This window comes from Allobosea minatitlanensis (genome assembly GCF_964020775.1).
The window spans coordinates 223,555-243,643 of the sequence record NZ_OZ224509.1 but is presented as its reverse complement, the minus strand read 5'-3'; the positions used below and the strand labels follow the sequence as shown (position 1 = coordinate 243,643).

At 68.4% G+C, this 20,089-nt stretch carries 18 protein-coding genes and 1 pseudogene; 11 read left to right on the top strand and 8 right to left on the bottom strand.

Features of this window, described 5'->3' with window-relative positions:
• Positions 1 to 114: 114 nt before the first annotated feature.
• Entirely contained in the window at positions 115 to 615 is a 501-nt protein-coding gene (locus tag ACWH43_RS01210) for a MarR family winged helix-turn-helix transcriptional regulator (RefSeq protein WP_158444241.1), read from the top strand.
• Between the two features lie 9 nt (positions 616 to 624).
• Here ACWH43_RS01210 and ACWH43_RS01205 read toward each other — a convergent pair whose 3' ends face one another.
• Together ACWH43_RS01205 and ACWH43_RS01200 are read right to left on the bottom strand one after the other, a co-directional pair.
• Entirely contained in the window at positions 625 to 2,985 is a 2,361-nt protein-coding gene (locus tag ACWH43_RS01205; protein ID WP_260348212.1) for a xanthine dehydrogenase family protein molybdopterin-binding subunit, read from the bottom strand.
• A gap of 136 nt (positions 2,986 to 3,121) precedes the next feature.
• A complete protein-coding gene (locus tag ACWH43_RS01200; RefSeq protein ID WP_158444240.1) occupies positions 3,122 to 3,895 on the bottom strand; it encodes a ferredoxin--NADP reductase in 774 nt (257 codons plus the stop codon).
• Between the two features lie 615 nt (positions 3,896 to 4,510).
• Between ACWH43_RS01200 and ACWH43_RS01195 the strand changes: the two genes are divergently transcribed.
• The 4 genes from ACWH43_RS01195 to ACWH43_RS01180 all read left to right on the top strand — a co-directional run bounded on the left by ACWH43_RS01195 (position 4,511) and on the right by ACWH43_RS01180 (position 9,269).
• The gene (locus ACWH43_RS01195) at positions 4,511 to 5,728 is read left to right on the top strand and encodes an ABC transporter substrate-binding protein (RefSeq protein ID WP_158444239.1); all 1,218 of its coding nucleotides are present in this window, start codon (positions 4,511 to 4,513) and stop codon (positions 5,726 to 5,728) included.
• Between the two features lie 189 nt (positions 5,729 to 5,917).
• Positions 5,918 to 7,777, top strand: coding sequence for an ABC transporter permease (locus ACWH43_RS01190; RefSeq protein ID WP_158444238.1), 1,860 nt, complete (start codon positions 5,918 to 5,920; stop codon positions 7,775 to 7,777).
• Positions 7,774 to 8,559 (top strand): ABC transporter ATP-binding protein, encoded by a 786-nt coding sequence (locus ACWH43_RS01185; protein WP_158444237.1) that lies wholly within the window; start codon positions 7,774 to 7,776, stop codon positions 8,557 to 8,559. The genes ACWH43_RS01190 and ACWH43_RS01185 overlap by 4 nt, the downstream gene beginning before the upstream one ends.
• A complete protein-coding gene (locus ACWH43_RS01180; RefSeq protein ID WP_260348214.1) occupies positions 8,559 to 9,269 on the top strand; it encodes an ABC transporter ATP-binding protein in 711 nt (236 codons plus the stop codon). The genes ACWH43_RS01185 and ACWH43_RS01180 overlap by 1 nt, the downstream gene beginning before the upstream one ends.
• A 148-nt stretch (positions 9,270 to 9,417) precedes the next feature.
• On the opposite strand, the gene ACWH43_RS01175 is transcribed toward ACWH43_RS01180, so the two are convergent.
• Positions 9,418 to 9,744 carry a hypothetical protein gene (locus tag ACWH43_RS01175; protein WP_260348282.1) on the bottom strand — a complete coding sequence of 109 codons (327 nt, stop codon included), beginning with the start codon at positions 9,742 to 9,744 and terminating at the stop codon, positions 9,418 to 9,420.
• On the opposite strand from ACWH43_RS01175, the pseudogene ACWH43_RS01170 reads away from it, so the two are divergent.
• The 6 genes and pseudogenes from ACWH43_RS01170 to ACWH43_RS01145 all read left to right on the top strand — a co-directional run.
• Positions 9,689 to 10,009 (top strand): annotated as a pseudogene (locus ACWH43_RS01170) (sugar ABC transporter ATP-binding protein); the annotation flags it as partial. The gene ACWH43_RS01175 and the pseudogene ACWH43_RS01170 sit on opposite strands and share 56 nt — an antisense overlap.
• Before the next feature lie 206 nt (positions 10,010 to 10,215).
• Positions 10,216 to 11,433 carry an alpha-hydroxy acid oxidase gene (locus tag ACWH43_RS01165; RefSeq protein ID WP_158444235.1) on the top strand — a complete coding sequence of 406 codons (1,218 nt, stop codon included), beginning with the start codon at positions 10,216 to 10,218 and terminating at the stop codon, positions 11,431 to 11,433.
• Positions 11,430 to 12,743, top strand: a complete 1,314-nt coding sequence (locus tag ACWH43_RS01160; RefSeq protein ID WP_260348215.1) for an NtaA/DmoA family FMN-dependent monooxygenase — start codon at positions 11,430 to 11,432, stop codon at positions 12,741 to 12,743. Before ACWH43_RS01165 ends, ACWH43_RS01160 begins: the two co-directional genes overlap by 4 nt.
• 38 nt (positions 12,744 to 12,781) lie before the next feature.
• Entirely contained in the window at positions 12,782 to 13,624 is an 843-nt protein-coding gene (locus ACWH43_RS01155) for an amidohydrolase family protein (protein WP_158444234.1), read from the top strand.
• Between the two features lie 163 nt (positions 13,625 to 13,787).
• Positions 13,788 to 14,744: a LysR family transcriptional regulator gene (locus ACWH43_RS01150; RefSeq protein ID WP_260348216.1), complete on the top strand. Its 957-nt coding sequence runs from the start codon at positions 13,788 to 13,790 to the stop codon at positions 14,742 to 14,744.
• A gap of 34 nt (positions 14,745 to 14,778) precedes the next feature.
• Positions 14,779 to 15,756 carry a flavin reductase family protein gene (locus ACWH43_RS01145; RefSeq protein WP_260348217.1) on the top strand — a complete coding sequence of 326 codons (978 nt, stop codon included), beginning with the start codon at positions 14,779 to 14,781 and terminating at the stop codon, positions 15,754 to 15,756.
• A gap of 219 nt (positions 15,757 to 15,975) precedes the next feature.
• On the opposite strand, the gene ACWH43_RS01140 is transcribed toward ACWH43_RS01145, so the two are convergent.
• From ACWH43_RS01140 to ACWH43_RS01120, 5 genes are all read right to left on the bottom strand, one after another.
• A complete protein-coding gene (locus tag ACWH43_RS01140; RefSeq protein WP_158444231.1) occupies positions 15,976 to 16,698 on the bottom strand; it encodes a 4-carboxy-4-hydroxy-2-oxoadipate aldolase/oxaloacetate decarboxylase in 723 nt (240 codons plus the stop codon).
• A 61-nt stretch (positions 16,699 to 16,759) separates the two neighbouring features.
• The gene (locus tag ACWH43_RS01135) at positions 16,760 to 17,716 is read right to left on the bottom strand and encodes a branched-chain amino acid ABC transporter permease (protein ID WP_158444230.1); all 957 of its coding nucleotides are present in this window, start codon (positions 17,714 to 17,716) and stop codon (positions 16,760 to 16,762) included.
• Entirely contained in the window at positions 17,713 to 18,606 is an 894-nt protein-coding gene (locus ACWH43_RS01130; protein WP_158444229.1) for a branched-chain amino acid ABC transporter permease, read from the bottom strand. Before ACWH43_RS01130 ends, ACWH43_RS01135 begins: the two co-directional genes overlap by 4 nt.
• On the bottom strand, positions 18,603 to 19,334 hold the full coding sequence (locus tag ACWH43_RS01125) for an ABC transporter ATP-binding protein (protein ID WP_158444250.1): 732 nt from the start codon (positions 19,332 to 19,334) through the stop codon (positions 18,603 to 18,605). The genes ACWH43_RS01130 and ACWH43_RS01125 overlap by 4 nt, the downstream gene beginning before the upstream one ends.
• Entirely contained in the window at positions 19,327 to 20,073 is a 747-nt protein-coding gene (locus ACWH43_RS01120; protein ID WP_260348219.1) for an ABC transporter ATP-binding protein, read from the bottom strand. The genes ACWH43_RS01125 and ACWH43_RS01120 overlap by 8 nt, the downstream gene beginning before the upstream one ends.
• Positions 20,074 to 20,089 lie beyond the last annotated feature (16 nt).

The window sequence follows — 20,089 nt, the reverse complement described above, 5'->3', positions numbered from 1 at the left end:
TTTCCCCGGATCCCGTTCACCCGGCGGCACCCGGACGTTGCGCCGGCCGCCGATCCGGATATCACGAGGGACAGGCTGCGAGACGCCCCGGAAGAACAGGGCTCGAGGACACCGATGAGCGCAGAGAAGCGCCCTGCCAAGGTCCGGAGGAAACCGGCCGCCAGATCCGCTCCGCCGGAGCCGGACGGCATCCAAGCTCCGTTCGGCTATGTGCTGGAGGAGCAGTACGGCTTCCTGCTCCGGCGGGCCCAGCAGCGCTATCTCCCGCTTTTCCAGGAGATGATGGGTCCCGGCGGACCGACGCCGACGCAATTCGCGGCTCTGTGCAAGCTCGCGGGCGGGGCGGAGATCTCGCAGAACCGGCTCGGCCGCCTCACCGCCATGGACCCGGCCACGATCAAGGGCGTGATCGGCCGCCTCGCCGAGCGCGGGCTGGTCGAGCGCCTGCCGGACCCGAACGACCAGCGCCGCCTGCTGATCCGGCTGACCGAAGCGGGGCACGCGGCCATGCCGGAATTGTTCGCGAAGGCGAAGGCCATCACCATCGCGGCGCTGGAACCGCTCTCGCCGGCCGAGGCGAGGCAGATCGTCGCCCTGCTGACCCGGATGAGCTGATTCGGCGCCTCAGGCGGCCGCGCCCTGCCGGTGGATGGCGCGCCAGATCGCCAGCGGCGTCGCCGGCATGTCGAGATGCGTCACGCCATGGGGCGCGAGCGCATCGACGATCGCGTTCATCACCGCGGGCAGCGAGCCGGCGCAGCCGGCCTCGCCGCAGCCCTTGGCGCCGACCCGGTTGGTGCCGGTCGGGACGCCCTGGCTGATGAAGGAGAAGAACGGCACGTCCGACGCGCGCGGCATGGCGTAGTCCATATAGGAGCCGGTCCTGAGCTGGCCGTCCTCGTCATAGGAGGTCAGTTCGCAGAGCGCCTGGCCGATGCCCTGCACCACGCCGCCATGGAGCTGCCCCTCCACGATCATTGGATTCACCAGCGTCCCGAAATCGTTGACCATGACGTAGCGCGCGATCGCGACCTGCCCGGTCTCCGGGTCGATCTCGACCTCGGCGATATGGCAGCCATTCGGATAGGCCGAAGGCGCCGCCTTGAAGACGTGGTCGACATCGAGCGTCTGCGGCAGGTTCTCGGGCAGGGCCGGTCCCGTCCGCAGCCTTTCCGCCAGCTCCATGATGCCGATGCCGCGGTCGGTCCCGGCGATGCTGAAGCGGCCGGCGGCGAACTCGATATCGCCGACGCCGGCCTCCAGGACATGCGCAGCGAGCAGCTTGCCCTTCTCGACGACCTTGTCGCTCGCCTCGATGATCGCCGAGCCGCTCGCCATGATCGACTTCGAGCCGCCGGTGCCACCGCCGGCGATCAGCCGGTCGCTGTCGCCCTGCGCCAGGCGGATCCTGTCGAAGGGCACGCCGAGCTGGCTGGTCAGCACCTGGGCGAAGGGCGTCCAGTGCCCCTGTCCGTAATCGAGCGTGCCGGTGACGATGGTGACCGAGCCGTCCGGCTCGAAATGGATGCCGCCCATCTCGTTGCCCGGCGGGGCGGTGACCTCGAGATAGCAGCCGATGCCGCGGCCGCGCAGCTTGCCGGCCCTGCGGCTGGCGCGCTCGCGGGCCCGGTAGCCCTTCCAGTCCGCCGCCTCCAGCGCGCGGGCGAACAGCGCCGGGAAGTCGCCGCTGTCGTAGAGCGTCCCGACCGGCGTGGCCCAGGGCAGCGCCCGGGCCGGGATCAGGTTGCGCCGGCGCAGCACGGCCCTGTCGATCCCCATCTCGCGGGCGGCCGTGTCGATCAGCCGCTCCATGAAATAATTGCCCTCGGGGCGCCCGGCGCCGCGATAGGCCGAGATCGGCACGGTGTTGGTGACGGCGCAGCGCGTCCGCACCTCGACCAGCGGCGTGCGGTACATGCCGACGCTGTTCTTGCCGATGTTGAGCGTCGCCATCATCGGCCCGACCGGGGTGAGGTAGCCGCCCAGATTGCCGAAGCCGGTGAAGCGCGTCGCCAGAAAGCGCCCGCGCGCATCGAGCGCGAGCTCCGCCTCGAACACCATGTCGCGGCCGTGATGGTCGGAGACGAAGCTCTCCGAGCGCTGGTCGGTCCATTTCACCGGCCTCCGCAGCAGGCGGGCCGCATGCAGCAGCACGACATATTCCGGGAACACCGAAGCCTTCATGCCGAAGGAGCCGCCGACATGGCCGGTCACCAGCCGCATCCTGTCCTGCGGCACCCCCATCGCCGCCGCGAGGCTGTTGCGCATGCCGAAGGCGCCCTGGCTCGGGGCGTGAAGCGTGTAGCGTCCGCTCTTGCGGTCATGGCTGGCGATCGCGGCGCGCGGCTCCAGCGGATTGACCACGATGCGGTTGTTGACGATCCGGAGCCTCGTGACATGCGCGGCCGCGGCGAAGGCGGCGGCGACCTTGCCGGCATCGCCGGACTGATAGTCGACGATCAGATTGCCCGGCACCTCGTCGAAAAGCTGCGGCGCGCCCGGCGCCAGCGCCTCTTCGACCGCGGTGACGGCGGGCAGGACCGCGATGTCGAGCCCGACCGCCTCGGCCGCGTCGCGGGCCTGGACGGCGGTGCGGGCCACGACCATGGCGACGGGATCGCCGACGAAGCGGACCTTGCCCGCCGCCAGCGCCTGCCGCGGCGGGCGCCGCATCGGCGTGCCGTCGCGGCTGGGCAGGTCGACATTGCACTTCAGCGGGCCGTAGCCCTGCCCTTCGAGGTCTCCGGCCGTGTAGACCGCGACGACGCCCTTCATCGCCCTGGCCGCCGCGACGTCGATCCCCTCGATCACGCCATGGGCGTAGGGGCTGCGGACGAAGGCGGCGTAGAGTTGTCCCTCCACGGCGAGATCGTCGGTGTAGCGGCCGCCGCCGCGCACGAGAACGGCATCCTCGTTGCGCGGAAGCGACTGGCCGATGCCGGCCTGCGCCGCAGGCGGGCGGGGCTGGGAGGCATGCATGTTCATGACGGGCACCGCGGTCGAAACTGAGCGCGGCTACACTGACCGAAAACCGCCGTCCCCGCTGTGCAGATGCCGCATGGTCGATATCCGCATGGCGGGTGCAGGCCCGGCTCGCCCCGTCAGGCTCGTTTCTCCGGGCTCACTTCTCGACGAAGGCCTTCTCGATGACATAGTCGCCGGGCTCGCCGTGATTGCCCTCCGCGAGCCCGCGCTCGGCGAAGATCGCCTTGAGGTCGACCAGCATCTGCGGCGAGCCGCAGAGCATGAAGCGGTCGCCGGCGGCATCGAAGCCCGGCTCGCCGATATCGGCATAGAGCTGGCCCGAGGTCATCAGATCGGTGATCCGGCCGCGGTTGCGGAAGGGCTCGCGCGTCACCGTCGGATAGTAGACGAGCTGCCGGCGGATCATCTCGCCGAGGAACTCGTCCTGCGGCAGATCCCGGGTGATGCGCTCGCCATAGGCCAGCTCGGCGACCTGGCGGCAGCCATGGACGAGCACGACCTTCTCGTAGCGCTCATAGGTCTCGGGATCGCGGATCAGCGAGAGGAAGGGCGCGAGGCCCGTGCCCGTGCCGAGCAGGAAGAGCCGCCGGCCGTTCTTGAGATTGTCGAGGACGAGCGTGCCCGTGGCCTTCTTGCCGACGATGATCGCGTCGCCGACCTGGAGATTTTGCAGACGCGAAGTGAGCGGGCCGTCCGGCACCTTGATCGAGAAGAATTCGAGCGTCTCGTCGTAATTCGTGCTGGCGACGCTATAGGCCCGCACCAGCGGCCGCTCGCCGACCTTGAGCCCGATCATGGTGAACTGGCCGTTCTTGAAGCGGAAGGAGGTGTCGCGCGTCGTCGTGAAGCTGAACAGCGTATCCGTCCAGTGATGGACGCTGAGGACCTGTTCCTCGTAGAAGTTGCTCATCGCATCGTCCTTGGCGGCTCGGTTCCGGCTGTCTAGCGGAGATATCCGGCCGCCGGCGCCGGTGGATAAGCAGAAATCCGCGCCGAAATCAAAATATTCCTCTTTCTTCTCATTGGAGGCATTCCAACGGAACGTTCCGAATGCGCATGCGGATCGCGGGAGAACTTTCAACCCCGCCGGCGAGAATCCGCACCGCCCATTGGCGCCGCGCTTCGGGAGGCGCTTCCCCCGCGTCCCGCGCCCGCCCCGGCCGCTCCCGGCCCCGCATGCCCGGCGAGCAAGGCCGCCCGGCTTTTTCGCATCGCCATGCCGGACGGGAGGGGGTACAGATGTTTGCTGCGCTGCGCCATGGAAGCGCATTCGCCTCCGTCGGGGGCCGGCGGAAGGACCCTCGCGGCCCTGCCCCCGTCCGGGCCGGCCCTGGCCGCCGGCACCGGCTCCGCCGCCCGGCAGTTGACAAGCCTTCCGGCTCCTCGCAAATTCATATGTGTACAAACAATCTTCCAGCGACCGGCGCCATCCGGGCACCGGCGTGGAACGATCGTGAAACGGGTCCGGTAAGGCGATCGGGGCGACCCGGGCGCCGCGCAGCCGCATCCCTCGAGGACGACAGCGATGACAATCGACCGCAGGCGTTTCCTGGCAGCCGCCTCCGGCGGCGCGGTGGCGCTCGCCGCTCCCTCCCTGGTCCGGGCGCAGGGCGCCGGCGCGATCCGCATCGGCGAGATCAACAGCTACACCGCGCAGCCGGCCTTCCTGAAGCCCTACCGCCAGGGCTGGGAGCTGGCGCAGGCCCAGGTCAACGCCGCCGGCGGCGTGCTCGGCCGCAAGATCGAGACGATCTTCCGCGACGATGCCGGTAAGCCGGAAGACGCCGTGCGCCATGCCGGCGACCTGATCAATGCCGAGAAGGTCGATCTCCTCTCCGGCGGCTATCTCTCCAATGTCGGCCTCGCCATCGCGGATTTCGCGGCACAGAACAAGCGGCTCTACGCGGCATCCGAGCCGCTCTCCGACGCGCTGGTCTGGTCGAAGGGCAATCGCTACACCTTCCGCCTGCGGCCCTCGACCTATATGCAGGCGGCGATGCTGGTCGAGGAAGCGGCCAGGCTCAAGGCCCGCAAATGGGCGCTGGTGGCGCCGAACTACGAATACGGCCAGTCGGCGGTGAAGTGGTTCAAGGAGCTGCTGAAGAAGGCCAGGCCCGATGTCGAGTTCGTCGCCGAGCAGTATCCGGCGCTGGGCCGGATCGACGCCGGAGCGACGGTCCAGGCGCTCGAAGCCGCGAAGCCCGACGCCATCTTCAACGTCACCTTCTCGGCCGACCTGACCAATTTCGTCCGCCAGGGCAATACCCGCGGCCTGTTCGAGGGGCGCGACGTCGTCTCGATGCTGACCGGCGAGCCGGAATATCTCGACGCGCTCGGGACCGAGACGCCCGAAGGCTGGATCGTCACCGGCTATCCGCATGCGGATCTGGCGACGCCGGAACATGTCCGCTTCCGCGACGCCTACCAGGCCCGCTACAACGACTATCCGCGGCTGGGCTCGGTGGTCGGCTTCGACACGATGAATTCCATCGCCGCCGCGCTCGCAAAGGCGGGCACGACCGACAACGAAGCGCTCGTCGCGGCGATGGAGGGGCTGACATTCCCCTCCGCCTTCGGCTCGGCCGAATATCGCGCCATCGACCATCAGGCGACGCTCGGCGCCTTCGTCGGCAGGACGGCGCTGAAGGACGGCAAGGGCGTGCTGGTCGACTGGCGCTATGCCGACGGCGCCAAATACCTCCCCTCCGACGACGTCGTGAAGACGCTGCGCCCGGCCGGCTAGCGGTCACCGTCAGCGCGAGGAGCGCGGCGACGAGGCCATCCAGGAGCGGCAGGGCTGAACGGTCGCGCCAAGCTCCCTGGATTGCTTCGCTGCGCCCGCGATGACGGCCCGGCTTGATCCTGCCGGTTCCCCGGTTAAGCCTGCAAGCGTGCCGGCGGCGTCCCGCGCCCGGCCTCGATACGGGTTCGCATGCTCGATCTCATCCTCACCCAGACGCTGAACGGGCTCGCCTCGGCCTCCTCGCTGTTTCTCGTGGCGTCGGGGCTGTCGATCATCTTCGGCGTCACCCGCATCGTGAACTTCGCCCATGGCTCGCTCTACATGCTGGGCGCCTATCTCGGCTGGACGCTGGTCGCCTGGCTCGGGCCGGCGAGCCCGCTCGGTTTCTGGGGCGGCGTCGTGCTGGCGGCGCTGCTCGTCGCCGGCATCGGCGCCTTGATCGAGATCGCGATCCTGCGGCGGATCTATCCGGCGCCGGAGCTGTTCCAGCTTCTCGCCACCTTCGGCGTCGTGCTGATGATCCAGGACATCGCGCTGGCCGTCTGGGGACCCGAGGACAAGCTCGGCCCGCGCGCGCCGGGCTTCAGGAGCTTCGTCATCCTGTTCGACAGCCGTTTCCCCAGCTATGAGCTCCTGCTGATCGCGATCGGGCCGGCGGTGCTGGCGCTGCTCTGGTTCCTGTTCCGGAAGACGCGCTGGGGCACGCTGGTCCGGGCCGCGACGCAGGATCGCGAGATGGTCGGCGCGCTCGGCGTCAACCAGCGCCTGCTCTTCACCTCCGTCTTCGCCTTCGGCGCCGGGCTCGCGGGCCTCGGCGGCGCGCTTCAGCTCCCGCGCGAGGCGGCGACGCTGCATATGGACCTGTCGATGATCGCCGAGGTCTTCGTCGTCGTGGTCGTCGGCGGCCTCGGCAGCGTCGCCGGCGCCTATCTCGCGGCGGTGCTGATCGGCGTTCTGCATGCCTTCGGCATCCTGATCTTCCCCAAGATCACGCTAGTCCTGGTCTTCCTCGTCATGGCCGTCGTACTGGTGGTCAAGCCCTACGGTTTGCTGGGCAGGCGTCCGGCCGGACAGCCGCGCGCGACGGCGGTCGAGCCGCTGCTGCGGCCGGCCGACCGGGCGACGAAGCGCGCGGGGCTGCTCGCTCTCCTGCTGCTCGCCGCCCTGCCGCTGGCCGCGCCGGACTCCCTCCTGCTGATCCTGACCGAGCTCCTGATCTTCACGCTCTTCGCCGCCTCGCTGCATTTCATGATGGGGCCGGGCGGCCTGGCTTCCTTCGGCCACGCCGCCTATTTCGGGCTCGGCGCCTATGGCGCGGCGCTGGCGGTGAAATGGCTCGGCGCGCCGATGGAGCCGGCGCTGCTCTTCGCACCCTTCCTCGCCGGCATCGCCGGCGTGGTCTTCGGCTGGTTCTGCGTCCGGCTGTCGGGCGTCTATCTCGCCATGCTGACGCTGGCCTTCGCCCAGATCGCCTGGGCGACCGCCTTCCAATGGGTCGAGCTCACCGGCGGCGACAACGGCATCCTCGGCGTCTGGCCTTCGGCCTGGGCCGTGTCGAAGACGGCCTTCTACTATCTCGCGCTCGCGATCTGCGCGGCTTGCGTGCTGCTGCTGCGCGTCATGATCTTCTCCCCGCTGGGCTATGGGCTGCGCGCCGCGCGCGACAATGCGCTCCGGGCCGAGGCCATCGGCATCGACACGATGCGCGTGCAATGGGCCGCCTTCGCGATCGCCGCCCTGGCGGCCGGCGTCGCGGGCGGGCTCTTCGCCTTCTTCAAGGGCTCGGTCTTCCCGACCTATCTGGCGATCCCGCGCTCGGTCGACGCCCTGCTGATGGTGCTGCTCGGCGGGGTCCAGACCGTCTCGGGGCCGATCGTCGGCGCCTTCGCCTATGCCGGCCTCAGCGAGCAACTGGCGAAGCTCACCCTGTACTGGCGCTTCGCGCTCGGGCTCGCGATCGTGCTGCTGGTCATGCTCTTCCCGCGCGGGCTGGTCGGCGGCTTCCTCGCCTGGCGCGAACGGCTCGGCCCCGGGGCGGGTGCGCGATGAGCGCCCCCGCCCCCTCCGCGGCCGCCCCCGTGCTGGCGGTACGCGATCTCGCCAAATCCTTCGGCGGCGTGCATGCGGTGCAGGGCGTGTCCTTCACCGTCGAGGCCGGCCGGATGGTCGCGCTGATCGGGCCGAACGGCGCCGGCAAGACGACCTGCTTCAACATGCTGGGCGGCCAGCTCAGGCCGGATCGCGGCGAGATCGCCCTGAAAGGCCGGTCGATCGCCGGACTCCGGCCCCGCGAAATCTGGCGCCTCGGCGTCGGCCGCACCTTCCAGATCACCGCGACCTTCTCCTCGATGACCGTGAGGGAGAACGTGCAGATGGCGCTGATCTCGGATGCCGGGGGCATCTGGAGCCCGTTCCGGGCGGCGCGGGCGCAGCATGCCGCGGCCGCGGAGGCGCTGCTCGCCCAGGTCGGCATGCTGGAGCAGGCCGAGCGCGCCTGCGGCGTGCTGGCCTATGGCGACCTGAAGCGCGTCGAGCTCGCGGTCGCGCTCGCCAACCGGCCCGGCCTGCTGCTGATGGACGAGCCGACCGCCGGCATGGCGCCGCGCGAGCGCGTCGCGCTGATGGCGCTGACCGCGCGGATCGCGTCCGAGACGGGCATCGCCGTGCTGTTCACCGAGCACGACATGGATGTGGTCTTCGCCCATGCCGACCGGGTGATCGTGCTCGACCGCGGCCGGCTGCTCGCCGAGGGGCCGGCCGAGGCGATCCGGCAGGACCCGCAGGTGCGCGCGGTCTATCTCGGCTCCGGCACGGTCTCGGGAGGCCATTGATGAGCGCGCTTCTCGCGATCGCCGGGCTCGATGCCTATTACGGACGCGCCCATATCCTGCAGGGCGTCGGCTTCGACATGGGCCGCGGCGAGGTGCTTGCCCTGATGGGCCGCAACGGCGCCGGCAAGTCGACGACCATGAAGGCGGTGATGGGGCTGGTGCCGCCGGCAGGCGGCACGATCCGCTTCGACGGGCAGCGCATCGAGGGGCGCGAGCCCTTCGCCATCGCGCGGCTCGGCATCGGCTATGTGCCGGAGGAGCGCCGCATCTTCTCCGAGCTGACGGTGATGGAGAACCTCGCCGTCGGCCGGCGCCCGCCGCGCGAGGGTGCGCCGCACTGGACGCCGGACAGGCTGTTCGCGCTCTTTCCCAATCTCGGCCGCATGCGCGACCGGCCGGGCGGGGCGATGTCGGGCGGCGAGCAGCAGATGCTGACCATCGCCCGCACGCTGATGGGCAATCCGCGGCTCCTGCTGCTGGACGAGCCGTCCGAGGGCCTTGCCCCGGTCATCGTCGAGGCGATGGCGGCGACCATCCTCCGGCTGAAGGAGGAGGGCATGAGCATCCTGCTCTCCGAGCAGAACCTGCATTTCGCCGGCAATGTCGCCGACCGCGCCGCCATCATCGAGAAAGGCGTCATCCGCTTCACCGGCACGATGGACGCGCTCAAGGCGAACGAGGCTGTCCGGACGCAGTATCTCTCGGTGTGACGGAGCGTGGCGGCCGGCGGAGCCTTCTCGGGCCGGTGCTGGGCCGACCAGATCTGGCTGTCCGAGGTCGAGCGGACATGCTGGACGAGGAATTCGTTGAACACCCGGATCTTGGCCGGCAGGTCGTCGCGATTCTGATAGGCGATGTTCATCGTCGGCATCGGCAGTTGCCAGTCGAGCAGAACTGGCACCAGCCGCCCGCCTCGATATCGGCCTGCACGATGTAGAGCGGCTGGATCAGGATGCCGAGGCCGGCGATCGCCGCCTGGCGGATCACCTGCCCGTCATTGCATTCGAGGGCGGCGCTGATCGCCGGCCTCGGCGAAACCGATCTCGACACCAATGCAGGGAGGCTCGAATGAGGAATTTCGACCAGAACAGCATCACCCATGCGGTGCTGGAGCGCGTCGCCGCCGCCGAACCAGAGCGTCGGGCTGCTCTCCAGCGGCAACCAGCAGAAGGTGGTGATCGGCAAATGGCTCGCGGCCGGAACCCGACTGTTCATCTTCGACGAGCCGACCCGCGGCATCGATGTCGGCGCCAAGTCCGAGATCTTCGCGCTGATCGACCAGCTCGTCGCCGACGGCGCGGCGGTGCTGATGATCTCCTCCGAACAGGCCGAGATCGTCCATGTCTGCGACCGCGCCTACGTCATGCGCGGCAAGCGCATCGTCGGCGAACTCTCCCGCGCCGAACTCTCCGAAGAGAACATCGTCAGAATGGGGATGCATGAAGAATGATCAGGCCGTCTCCTCTGCCGCGCCGCGGCGCGAACACGCCCGCGATCGGAACCTGCGGCTTTCCCGGAACGCCCCGGCCGCCGCGCCACAACCATCGGATAAAAAGACAGGAACTATCAGAATAAAGCGTTTTCTATCACCCCTGTCGATAGATAGATTTTTCCGGCAGATGCTCGAAGGCATCAAGAATTCGCCGGACAAGATCCATGAAAATCGAGAGCGCGATCAATATAGACGACGTCGCCAAGCTCGCACGAAGCTATCTCCCCAAGATCGCCTATGACTTCATCGATGGCGGCGTCGACGGCGAGGACGGCCTGATCCGCAACCGCGATGCTTTCGGGCGCTATCGCCTCGTCCCGCGCTATCTGGTCGATGTCGAGAAGCGCCACCAGCGCGCCACCCTGTTCGGCCACGACTATTCGTCGCCCTTCGGCATCTGCCCGATGGGGATCGCCGGCTTCTTCCGGCCCGGCGCGGATCTGATGCTGGCGCGCGCCGCCGCAGCCTTCGACCTTCCCTACATCATGTCGAGCGCGAGCTGCGATTCCATCGAGGCCGCGGCGGCGGCCGGCCCGAAGACGACCTGGTTCCAGATCTACGGCACGCGCAGCCCCCATATCACCGCCGGGCTGGTGCAGCGGGCCAGGGCGCTCGACGTCAAGGTCCTGATCCTGACCGTCGACACGCCGGTCATGGGCAAGCGCGAGCGCAACATCCGCAACGGCTTCCGGCGCCCGATGAAGATGACCCCCCGGGTGATCCTGCAGGGGCTGAGCCGCCCGGCCTGGACCTATCGCTACCTCACCGGCGGCGGCATTCCGATGATGGAGAACTGGCGCCCCTATGCCGGCAAGGACGCCGACGCCAACGCGGTCGCCGATCTCTACGGAAGCGAGACGCCGGCGCCGGCCCAGAGCTGGGACGTGCTGCGCGCCGTGCGGAAGGCCTGGCCCGGCCCGCTGGCGGTCAAGGGCATCCTGCACCCGGACGATGCGCGGATCTGCCTGGAGCTCGGCGCCGACGGCCTCCTGGTGTCGAACCATGGCGGGCGCCAGCTCGACAGCGCGCCCGCGCCGCTCGACATGCTTCCGCTGATCGCCGACGCGGTCGGGCACAAGATGGAAATCCTGATCGACAGCGGCTTCCGGCGCGGCGCCGATATCGCGAAGGCGCTCTGCCTGGGAGCCAAGGCCGCCTTCTTCGGCCGGCCGGCGATGTTCGGGGTCGCGGCGGCCGGCGAGGCCGGTGCCCGCAAGGTCCTCGACATCTACCGGCAGGAGCTGAACCTCGCGATGGGCCAGATGGGCTGGACCGATGTGGGCTGCGCCGGCCCCGAAGCCATCGTCGACCTGAGCGATCCGAGGCTGTTCCGCGAGCGCCCCCGCAGCGCGCCCATTCGCCTCGAGCGAGCAGAGGGATGACGATGACCAAGCGGATGCATCTGATCAGCTTCAACATGCACAGCCCGATCAACCACAGCGTCATGAGCTGGGCCGATCCGGAGGACGAGCGCCTCGAGGGCCTGGCCTCCTTCGACCATTGGAAGCATCTCGCCAGGACGCTCGAGCGGGGCCGGTTCGACGCCATGTTCTTCGCCGACACCCCCGGCGGCTTCGATCGCTACAAGGACAGCTTCGACGACTATGTCCGCTACGGCGTGTGCTGGCCGTGCCACGACCCGATGGCGCTCGCGGGTGTCATGCTGGCGGAGACCAAGCATCTCGGCCTGGCGGTGACCCTGTCCACCTCCGGCACCTATCCCTACATGACCGTTCGCCGGCTCTCGACGCTCGACTATATCAGCGGCGGCCGGGTCGGCTGGAACATCGTCTCCGGCCATCTGCGCGGGGAGCATCGGGCGCTGGGCGTGCCGCAGCTCGAGCATGACGAGCGATACGATCATGCCGACGAATATATGGAGATCTGCCACGCGCTCTGGAACGGCGTGAAGCCGGGTGCGATCAAGGCGGACAAGCAGCGTGGCATCTATGCCGACCCCGCGCAGGTCGATGTCGTCGCGTTCGCCGGGCAGCATTTCAACTGCCGCGCCGTGCCCCCCACCCTGCCCTCCGCCCAGGGCCGGCCGGTCCTGTTCCAGGCCGGCTCCTCGGGGCGCGGGCAGCAATTCGCGATGAAGCACGCCGACGTCGTCTTCGCGATCCAGCCGCGGCTGAAGGAAATGGCGAATTTCGTGAAGAAGCTCGGCGAGGCGGCCGCCGCGGCCGGCCGCGACGCGGCGCCGAAGGTCGTGTTCGGCGTCCAGTGCATCCTCGGCGGAACCGAGGCCGAAGCCAGGCGCATCCAGGCCGAGATGACCGAGCGCATCCCGCTCGATGCCGCGCTGAGCCGCATGTCGGGGACGCTCGGCATGGATTTCAGCAAGATGGATCTCGACCAGCCGCTCAGCGGCAACGACACCCAGGCCTCGCGCGGCATGCTGCAGATGCTCGCGAACCTCACGGGCGACGGAAACTCGACGATCCGCGACGCCGCGAAGGTCTTCGGCGCCTCGACCGGCATGACGCAGATCGTTGGCACGCCCGAACAGGTGGCCGACAGGCTCGAAGAGCTCTGGCGGGAAAGCGGCTGCCACGGCTTCAACATGACCCCGGCGACCAACATCCGCAGCGTCGAGGACTTCGTCGACCAGGTCGTGCCGCTGCTGCAGAAGAAAGGCATCTTCCGCCGCGAGTACGAGAGCACGACGCTGAGCGGCAACCTCGCGAACTGACCGCTCCCCCCAAGTCACGCAGCAGGAAAGAGGCGACGATGTCCACGACGCCCAAGCGAGCCCCCCGGCTCAAGGCGCCTGCCGGCGCTTGCGACACCCATATGCACGTCTACGACAGCGCCTATCCGACCTCGTCGAAGGCGTGGTTGTTTCCGCCGGACTTCCTGCTGGCGGATTACAGGAAGGTCCAGGAGCGGCTCGGCCTTGAGCGGATGGTCCTGGTCCAGCCGGTCAGCTACGGCTTCGACAATCGCTGCATCCTCGACGCCGCCGCGGCGATCGGCGACGCCGCGCGCACCGTCGTGACGGTGCCGACCACGATCTCCGACGCCGAGCTCGACAGCCTCTGGAAGCGCGGCGCCCGCGGCGTGCGCTTCCACCAGATGCGCGGCGGCATGATGGAATGGCGCGAATTGCCGGTGATGGCGCAGCGCCTCGCCGGCAGCGGCTGGCACGTCCAGGTGCAGCTCGACGGCATGGAGCTGCCGCAATACGAGGCGTTGATCGCGCGCCTTCCGGGAACCGTCGTGCTCGACCATATCGGGCGCTACTCGCAGCCGGTCCCCCCCGATCACGAAGCGTTCCGCTCCCTGCTGCGGCTGGCCGCTCAAGATAACGTCTACGTCAAGATCTCGGGCGCCTATCACATCTCCAGGCGCGGCGGCCCGGACTATGCCGACGTCGTTCCGCTGGCGGCCGCGCTGGTGCGTCAATCCGCCGAGCGCCTCCTCTGGGCATCGGACTGGCCGCATCCGACGCATCTGAACGAGCATGCGCCCGACGATGCGGACCTGCTCGACTTCTTGCTCGCCTGCACCGATTCCGACGCCGATCGCAAGGCGATCCTCGCCGATAATCCGGCGCGCCTCTACGGCTTCTGAGGAGCGATCGCGGATGCGGACGGTTCCCCACACTGCGAAGCCTGCGACGGGAATCCCCGGCGGAAACGGCGCCGCCGGGCCTCGCGAGCGCCGGCAACTTCCTCGTGGCATGCCGGATCGTTCGCGCTATCACCGTGCCCGGTTCTTTGGAGGGAGCACGGACATGATCAACAGGATGACCCTGGATCAGCTCCTGATACTCATCACCGTGTCGGAGCTGGGCAGCTTCTCGGCGGCGGCGCGCAAGCTCAACCGGGTCCAGTCCGCGGTCAGCCAGTCGGTGCAATCGCTCGAGGATGCGCTCGAGCTGCAGCTCTTCGACCGCTCGCACAAGCTTCCGCAGCTCACCGACGCCGGAAAGGCGATCCTTGCCGATGCCAAGCGCATCGTCAGCAGCGCCGACGCCCTGCGCGCCCGCGCGAAAAGCATCGGCACCGTCGCCGAGCCGGAGATCAGCCTCGCGATCGAGCAGGTCTTCCCGAACGACGTCCTGATCGCCGCGCTGGACGATTTTCGCGCCAAATACCCACTCGTCTCCGTCACCCTCTTCGCCGAGGGGCTGGGAGCGCCGGAGCAGTCGCTGCTGGAAGGCAATGCGCGCCTCTCGATCTATTCGCCGGCCTTCAATGGGCTCCCCGGCATCCAGTTCCAGTTCCTCGGCAACGTGCCCGTGTCGCTGGTCGCCTCGTCGCAGCACCCGCTGGCCTCGATATCGGGACTGATCCCGCAATCGGAGCTCGACGAGCATGTCCAGCTCACCCTGACGGACCGCACCCGGCGCTATCAGGGCGTCGTGATGGGAACGAAGTGCTGGAGCTTCGTCGACCAGTTCAACCGTCTGGATTTCGCGCTGAACGGCTTCGGCTGGTGCGTGATGCCGACGCATCTGGCCCGTCCCCATCTCGAGGCCGGCCGGCTCGTCGAGCTGCGGCTCGCGATCCACCAGGACCGGCCGCTGCTCTTCCCGCTCTATGCGGCCTACCGCGTCAACGAGCCGCCCGGGCTGGCGGCCCAATGGCTGCTCGACAACCTTCGCGAGCGGTTTTCCCAATGGCTGGAACGGCAGGCGCGCCGGACCGAGAACGGCATCCAGATCAGGATCACCCCCGCAGCGCGCTGAAACGACGCCGCGGTCCGACCAAAGGACGGCAACGATGAAATCACCCGTTGAAAGCGGCACTCCGGCGGCGGATCGGGGCGCCTTCCGGCGCACGCTCGGAGAGTTCGCGACCGGGGTGACGGTCATCACCACGACGGTCGATGGCGCCTCCTACGGGCTGACCTCCAACTCGTTCAGCTCTGTCTCGCTCGACCCGCCGCTGGTTCTCTGGTCGATCCGGCGCGAGAGCCAGAGCTTTGCCGCTTTCGAGGCCTGCACGCATTTCGCCGTCAACGTGCTGGCCGACGACCAGATTGCGCTTTCGCAGCTCTTCGCCAAATCGGCGCCGAACAAGTTCCAGGACCTCGTGCACGGCAGGGGCCGCGGCGACGCGCCGCTGCTCCACGGCATCGCCGCCAGCTTCGAATGCCGCCGGACCTGCGCCTATGAGGGCGGCGACCACCTCATCCTGGTCGGGGAGGTCGAGACATTCTCGCGCTATGATCGCGCGCCGCTGATCTTCTCCAAGGGACGCTACGCCGTCACCGCGAACCATCCCGATATCGAGGCGCTGGCGGTGGAGACGCGCGCGTCGAGCCAGGAGGGCGAGAGCGAAGTCCTGTCGAATCTGATGATCCGGGCCTATTCGCTGATCGCCGCGGAGGTGGAGAGAGCGCGGATGAAGGCCGGCCTCGGCCTGACCTTGATGCAGGCGCGCCTGCTGCGCGCCTGCGCGGCGAACCCCGGCAGCACCCTCGAAGCGCTGCTGCCGGAACTGCTGCTTGACTTCAACGCCAGCCAGAACGTCCTGGGAGCGCTGATCTCGCTGGGGCTGGTGACGGCGGACAGCCAAGGGCGCGTCCGGCTCACCCCTGCCGGCGAAGTGCGCGTGAAGGAGATCATCGCGCATGCGCGCCAATGCGAGGAACTGCTGTTCCGCAACGTGCCGGCGGAGGAGCTGGCGACGATGAACAGCACGCTCTCGCGCATCATCGACGGCAACGAGGCGGCCCGGCGGGCCGCGGCGGGCTGAAGGAAGCGCTCGGAAAACGAAACGCCCGGATCGCCATGCGATTCGGGCGCCTCTGTCGCTGAAACCCGTCGGAACCGGGATGGCAGGCCCCCGACCGCCGGGTGGCCCCTGATCCTGCACGCTAAGGGGCGGTTCATCTCGACGAGGCCGCGCGGGCGGCCGCGATGGGAACCGCCGTCCGGAGCGTTCTCCAGCCGATCGCCCGGTCGGAAGCGGCGCTCAGCGCTGGCCGCCGGCCAGGCCCGGACAGACCCCGTCGACCACGGCGATATCGGCCGCATCCACGTATTTCTGGATGTTCATGATCTCGAACAGCGTCTTGCCCGCCCTGATCTGCTTGCGGACCTCCTGCTCGGTTTCGTTGCGGCGCCTGGCCCGCGCGGCGGTTTCGGCCGCCAGGCGGACCGGGATGACGAGGACCCCGTCGTCATCCGCCGCGATGATGTCGCCGGGCTCGATCAGCACGCCGTCGCAGACGACCGGAATGTTCACCGATCCCGGTCCGCGCTTTTCCGGATGAGCCGGCGAGACGATCGTCGACCAGACGTTGAAGCCCATCGACCGCACCGCATCGGTGTCCCGCACCGGGCCGTCGGCGACGACGCCGGCGATGCCCTTCTCCATCGCGAAGGTGGTCGCGACATCCCCCCAGAGGGCGCCTTGCGATACGCCGCCATTGACCAGCACGAGCATGTCGCCGCGCTGCGCGACCTTGAGCGCGGCATGGATCATCAGGTTGTCGCCGGGGTAGTTATAGGAGGTCACCGCCTGGCCGACCGCCCGCTGCGACACGCCGATCGGGCGCATCCGGGGGCTGAGCAATCGCATCCGGCCCTCGATCGCGCCCAGCGCCTCGTGCAGGTCGGCGACCGGAAAGGCGGCGATCTGGTCGAGAAGGTCGCGAGCGCATCGCGGGATCTGCGTGTAAATCACGGACGACATCCTGGGTCTCCTTCGTGCAAGACGGCCTGGGTGAAAGCGCGCCGGCCGGGGCCGCAGCCCCTCAGCCGGAGCGGAGCCTGCTCCCCGTGCCCTTGAGCCGCGCCGCGATCTCGCCGACCGCGCCGCGCGGCAGGAACAGCAGGGCGCCGCCATAGAGCACGCCGAAGATGAGCTGGCTGTATTCGGCGTAGCTGCCGAGGCTGTGCGAGACCCAGACCAGCAGCACGGCCCCGACCAGAGGCCCCCAGAGCGTGCCGATGCCTCCGACGACGAGGATCGCCATCAACTGGATCATGACGCTCAGGTCGAAGAAGGTGCCGTTTACATAGTTCAGGAAATGCGCGTAGAGGCTCCCCGCCAGGGCCGCGTAGACGGCGCTCAGCACGAAGATCTGGATGCGGCACCGCACCACGTCGACGCCCAGCGAGGCGGCGGCCGCCTCATGGGCGCCCAGCGCCCGCAGCGCCCGGCCGAAGCGGGAATCGACGATCCTGAACGAGAGCAGGAACAGCACGATCGTCACGAACCAGATGAGATAGTACATCTTCTGCTTCGTATCGAAGGCGAAGCCGAGGATGCTGAAATCGGGCACGCCGGGGATGCCGGTCAGCCCGCCCGTGACCTCGGTCCACCGCGTGCTGACGATGATGACGATCTGGGCGAAGGCCAGCGTGATCATCGCCAGATAATGCCCGCGCACGCGCAGGATTGGCGCCCCGATCACGAAAGCCACCAGCCCGCTGCCGGCGGTGGCGGCGAGCATGGCCGCCAGCGGCGACCAGTCATAGGTCACCGTCAGAATCCCCGAAGCATAGGCTCCCAGCGCCATGAAGGCGTTGTGGCCGAAGGAGATCTTTCCGGCGTAGCCGACCAGGAGATTGAGGCCGATCGCGACGATGGCGTAGAGGCCGCCCAGCGCCATCACCGTCGTCGCGGAGGCGCCCCCGAAAAACGGGAAGGCCACGACGGCGGCGATCAGGACGAACACGCTCTGCGTATGGTTAGGACGCCAGCTCATATCTCTTCATTCTTCAGTTCGATGAGAGGGCGGAACAGTCCGTGCGGCCAGACGACCAGGAGGCCGAACAGCACGGCGTAGGTCACCGCGTCGCCGTAGACCGACGAAATGAAGGCCGTGCTGATCGACTGCAGGATGCCGATCACCAGGCCGCCGACGATCGCGCCGCGCATGTTGCCCATGCCGCCGATGATCGCGGCCGCGAAGCCGTTGAGGGTCATCGAGACGCCGGCGTCGAACTGCGTGCTGATCAGGGGCGTGAAGACCACGCCGCCGATGGCGCCCAGCAGCGCGGCGAGGCCGAACGACATCGCGACCATCTGCTCGACGGCGATCCCCAGCCAGGCGGCGACGCGGCGGTTGATCGCCGTCGCCTTCATGGCCTTGCCCAGCAGCGTGCGGTCGAAGAAGCCCTGCAGGGCGAAGAACACGGCCACCGTCACCAGCAGCACCCAGAGGGCCTGGCTGCTCAGGGTCACCGACCCCAGTTGTACCGCGGGCAGCCCCCCGAAGGTGGGAAAGGTCAGGGGATCGCGTCCCACGCCCAGCATCACCAGATTGGGCAGCACGGTGGCCACCGCGAATAGCATGAAGACATAGGTCCAGTCCTTCGCGCCGCGCCGCCACAGCGGCCGGATGAAGAGCCGTTCGGTCAGCAGGCCGACGACGACGGTCAGGGCCACGCCGCCGATGATCGCGACCAGCAGAGGCAGGCCGGCCTGGCCGTAAAGGCAGGCCGTCAGCATGCCGCCGAGCATGATGAACTCGCCCTGCGCGAAGTTGATGATCCCCGTCGTGTTGTAGACGAGGCCAATGCCGATGGCATTGATGGCGTAGATTGCGCCGAACACGACGCCGTTGACCAGCAGAACCGGCAGCAGGTCCATCATGAGGATTTTTCTCCCGAGCCGAGATAGCTCTCCTCGACCAGAACCAGGCCGCCCTCTCGCAATTCGGAACTCGATCCTTCCATGATGACCTGACCGGTTCGAAAAACGTAGCTTCGGCTGGTGGTTTCCAGCGTGACATGCGCGTCCTGCTCCACCATCAGGCAGGCCAGCCCTTCCGCATGCAGCCGCCGCAAGGTGGCGAGGATCTCCGCGAAGACCATCGGCGCCAGCCCGAAGGAGGGCTCGTCGAGAAGCAGGAGGCGCGGCCGGCTCATCAGCGCGCGGCCGATCGCCAGCATCTGCTGCTCGCCGCCCGAGAGCGTCGCCGCGAGCTGCCGGGCGCGCTGGCGCAGGATCGGGAACAGGTCGAGGATCATGTCCCGGTCCCTGGCGATCACCGCCCGGGCTTCGGCGCGGCGCTGATAGGCGCCGAGCTCCAGATTCTCCATGACGGTCAGCGGGCCGAGCACCTGCCGGCCTTCCGGCACGATGGCGATGCCGCGGCCGACGCGCAGATGCTGCGGGAGGTGCGTCACCTCCTCGCCGTCGAAGACGACGCTGCCGCCGCCGGCCCGCACCGCCCCCGAAAGCGCCATCAGAAGCGAGGTCTTGCCGGCGCCGTTGGCGCCGATCACCCCGACGAACTCGCCGCGGCCGACCTGGATCGAGACGTTCTTCAGGGCTTCGATCTGACCGTAGGAAATTTTAAGATCCCGGACCTCAAGCACGATGCTCACCGCTCCCGAGATAGGCTTCGATCACCTTGGGGTTGCGACGGACTTCGTCCGGGCTGCCATTGGCCAGCCTGCGGCCGAAGCTGAGGACGGTGATCTGATCGCAGATCTTCATGACCAGGCTCATGTCGTGCTCGACCAGCACCAGCGTTTTTCCCTGTGCGCGAATGGCGATCAGCAGATCGGCGAGGCGCGCCGTCTCGTTCGCATCCAGCCCGGAGGCCGGCTCGTCCAGCAGCATGACGCGCGGATCGGTGACCAGGCCGCAGGCGATCTGCAGCAGGCGCTGATGACCGAGCGGCAGGGCGTCGGCCGGCGCTTGCGCCTGCCTCCCCAGCCCGACGAAGGCCAGCGCGGCCTCGGCCGCCTCCCGAAAGCGCCGCTCCTCGGCCTTGACCGCGGGAAGGCGCAGCATCGCCGACAGCATCCCGGCGCCGCCGCGCGTATGGCAGCCGACCATCACCGATTCGAGGACCGTCATTCCGTGGAAGGGGTGGATCTTCTGAAAGGTCCGCACCATGCCGAGGCGCACCCGCGCATGCGGCTGGAGCCCGTTCAGCCGCTTGCCGTCGAAGCGGATTTCGCCGCCATTGCCGGGAAGCACGCCCGTCAGCACGTTGAAGAAGGTCGACTTGCCGGCTCCGTTGGGGCCGATCAGCCCGGCGATCCGGCCGGGCGCCACGGAGAAGTCGACCTTGTCCAGGGCCGTGACGCCGCCGAATGTCTTGGTCAAGCCCTGTACGTCGATC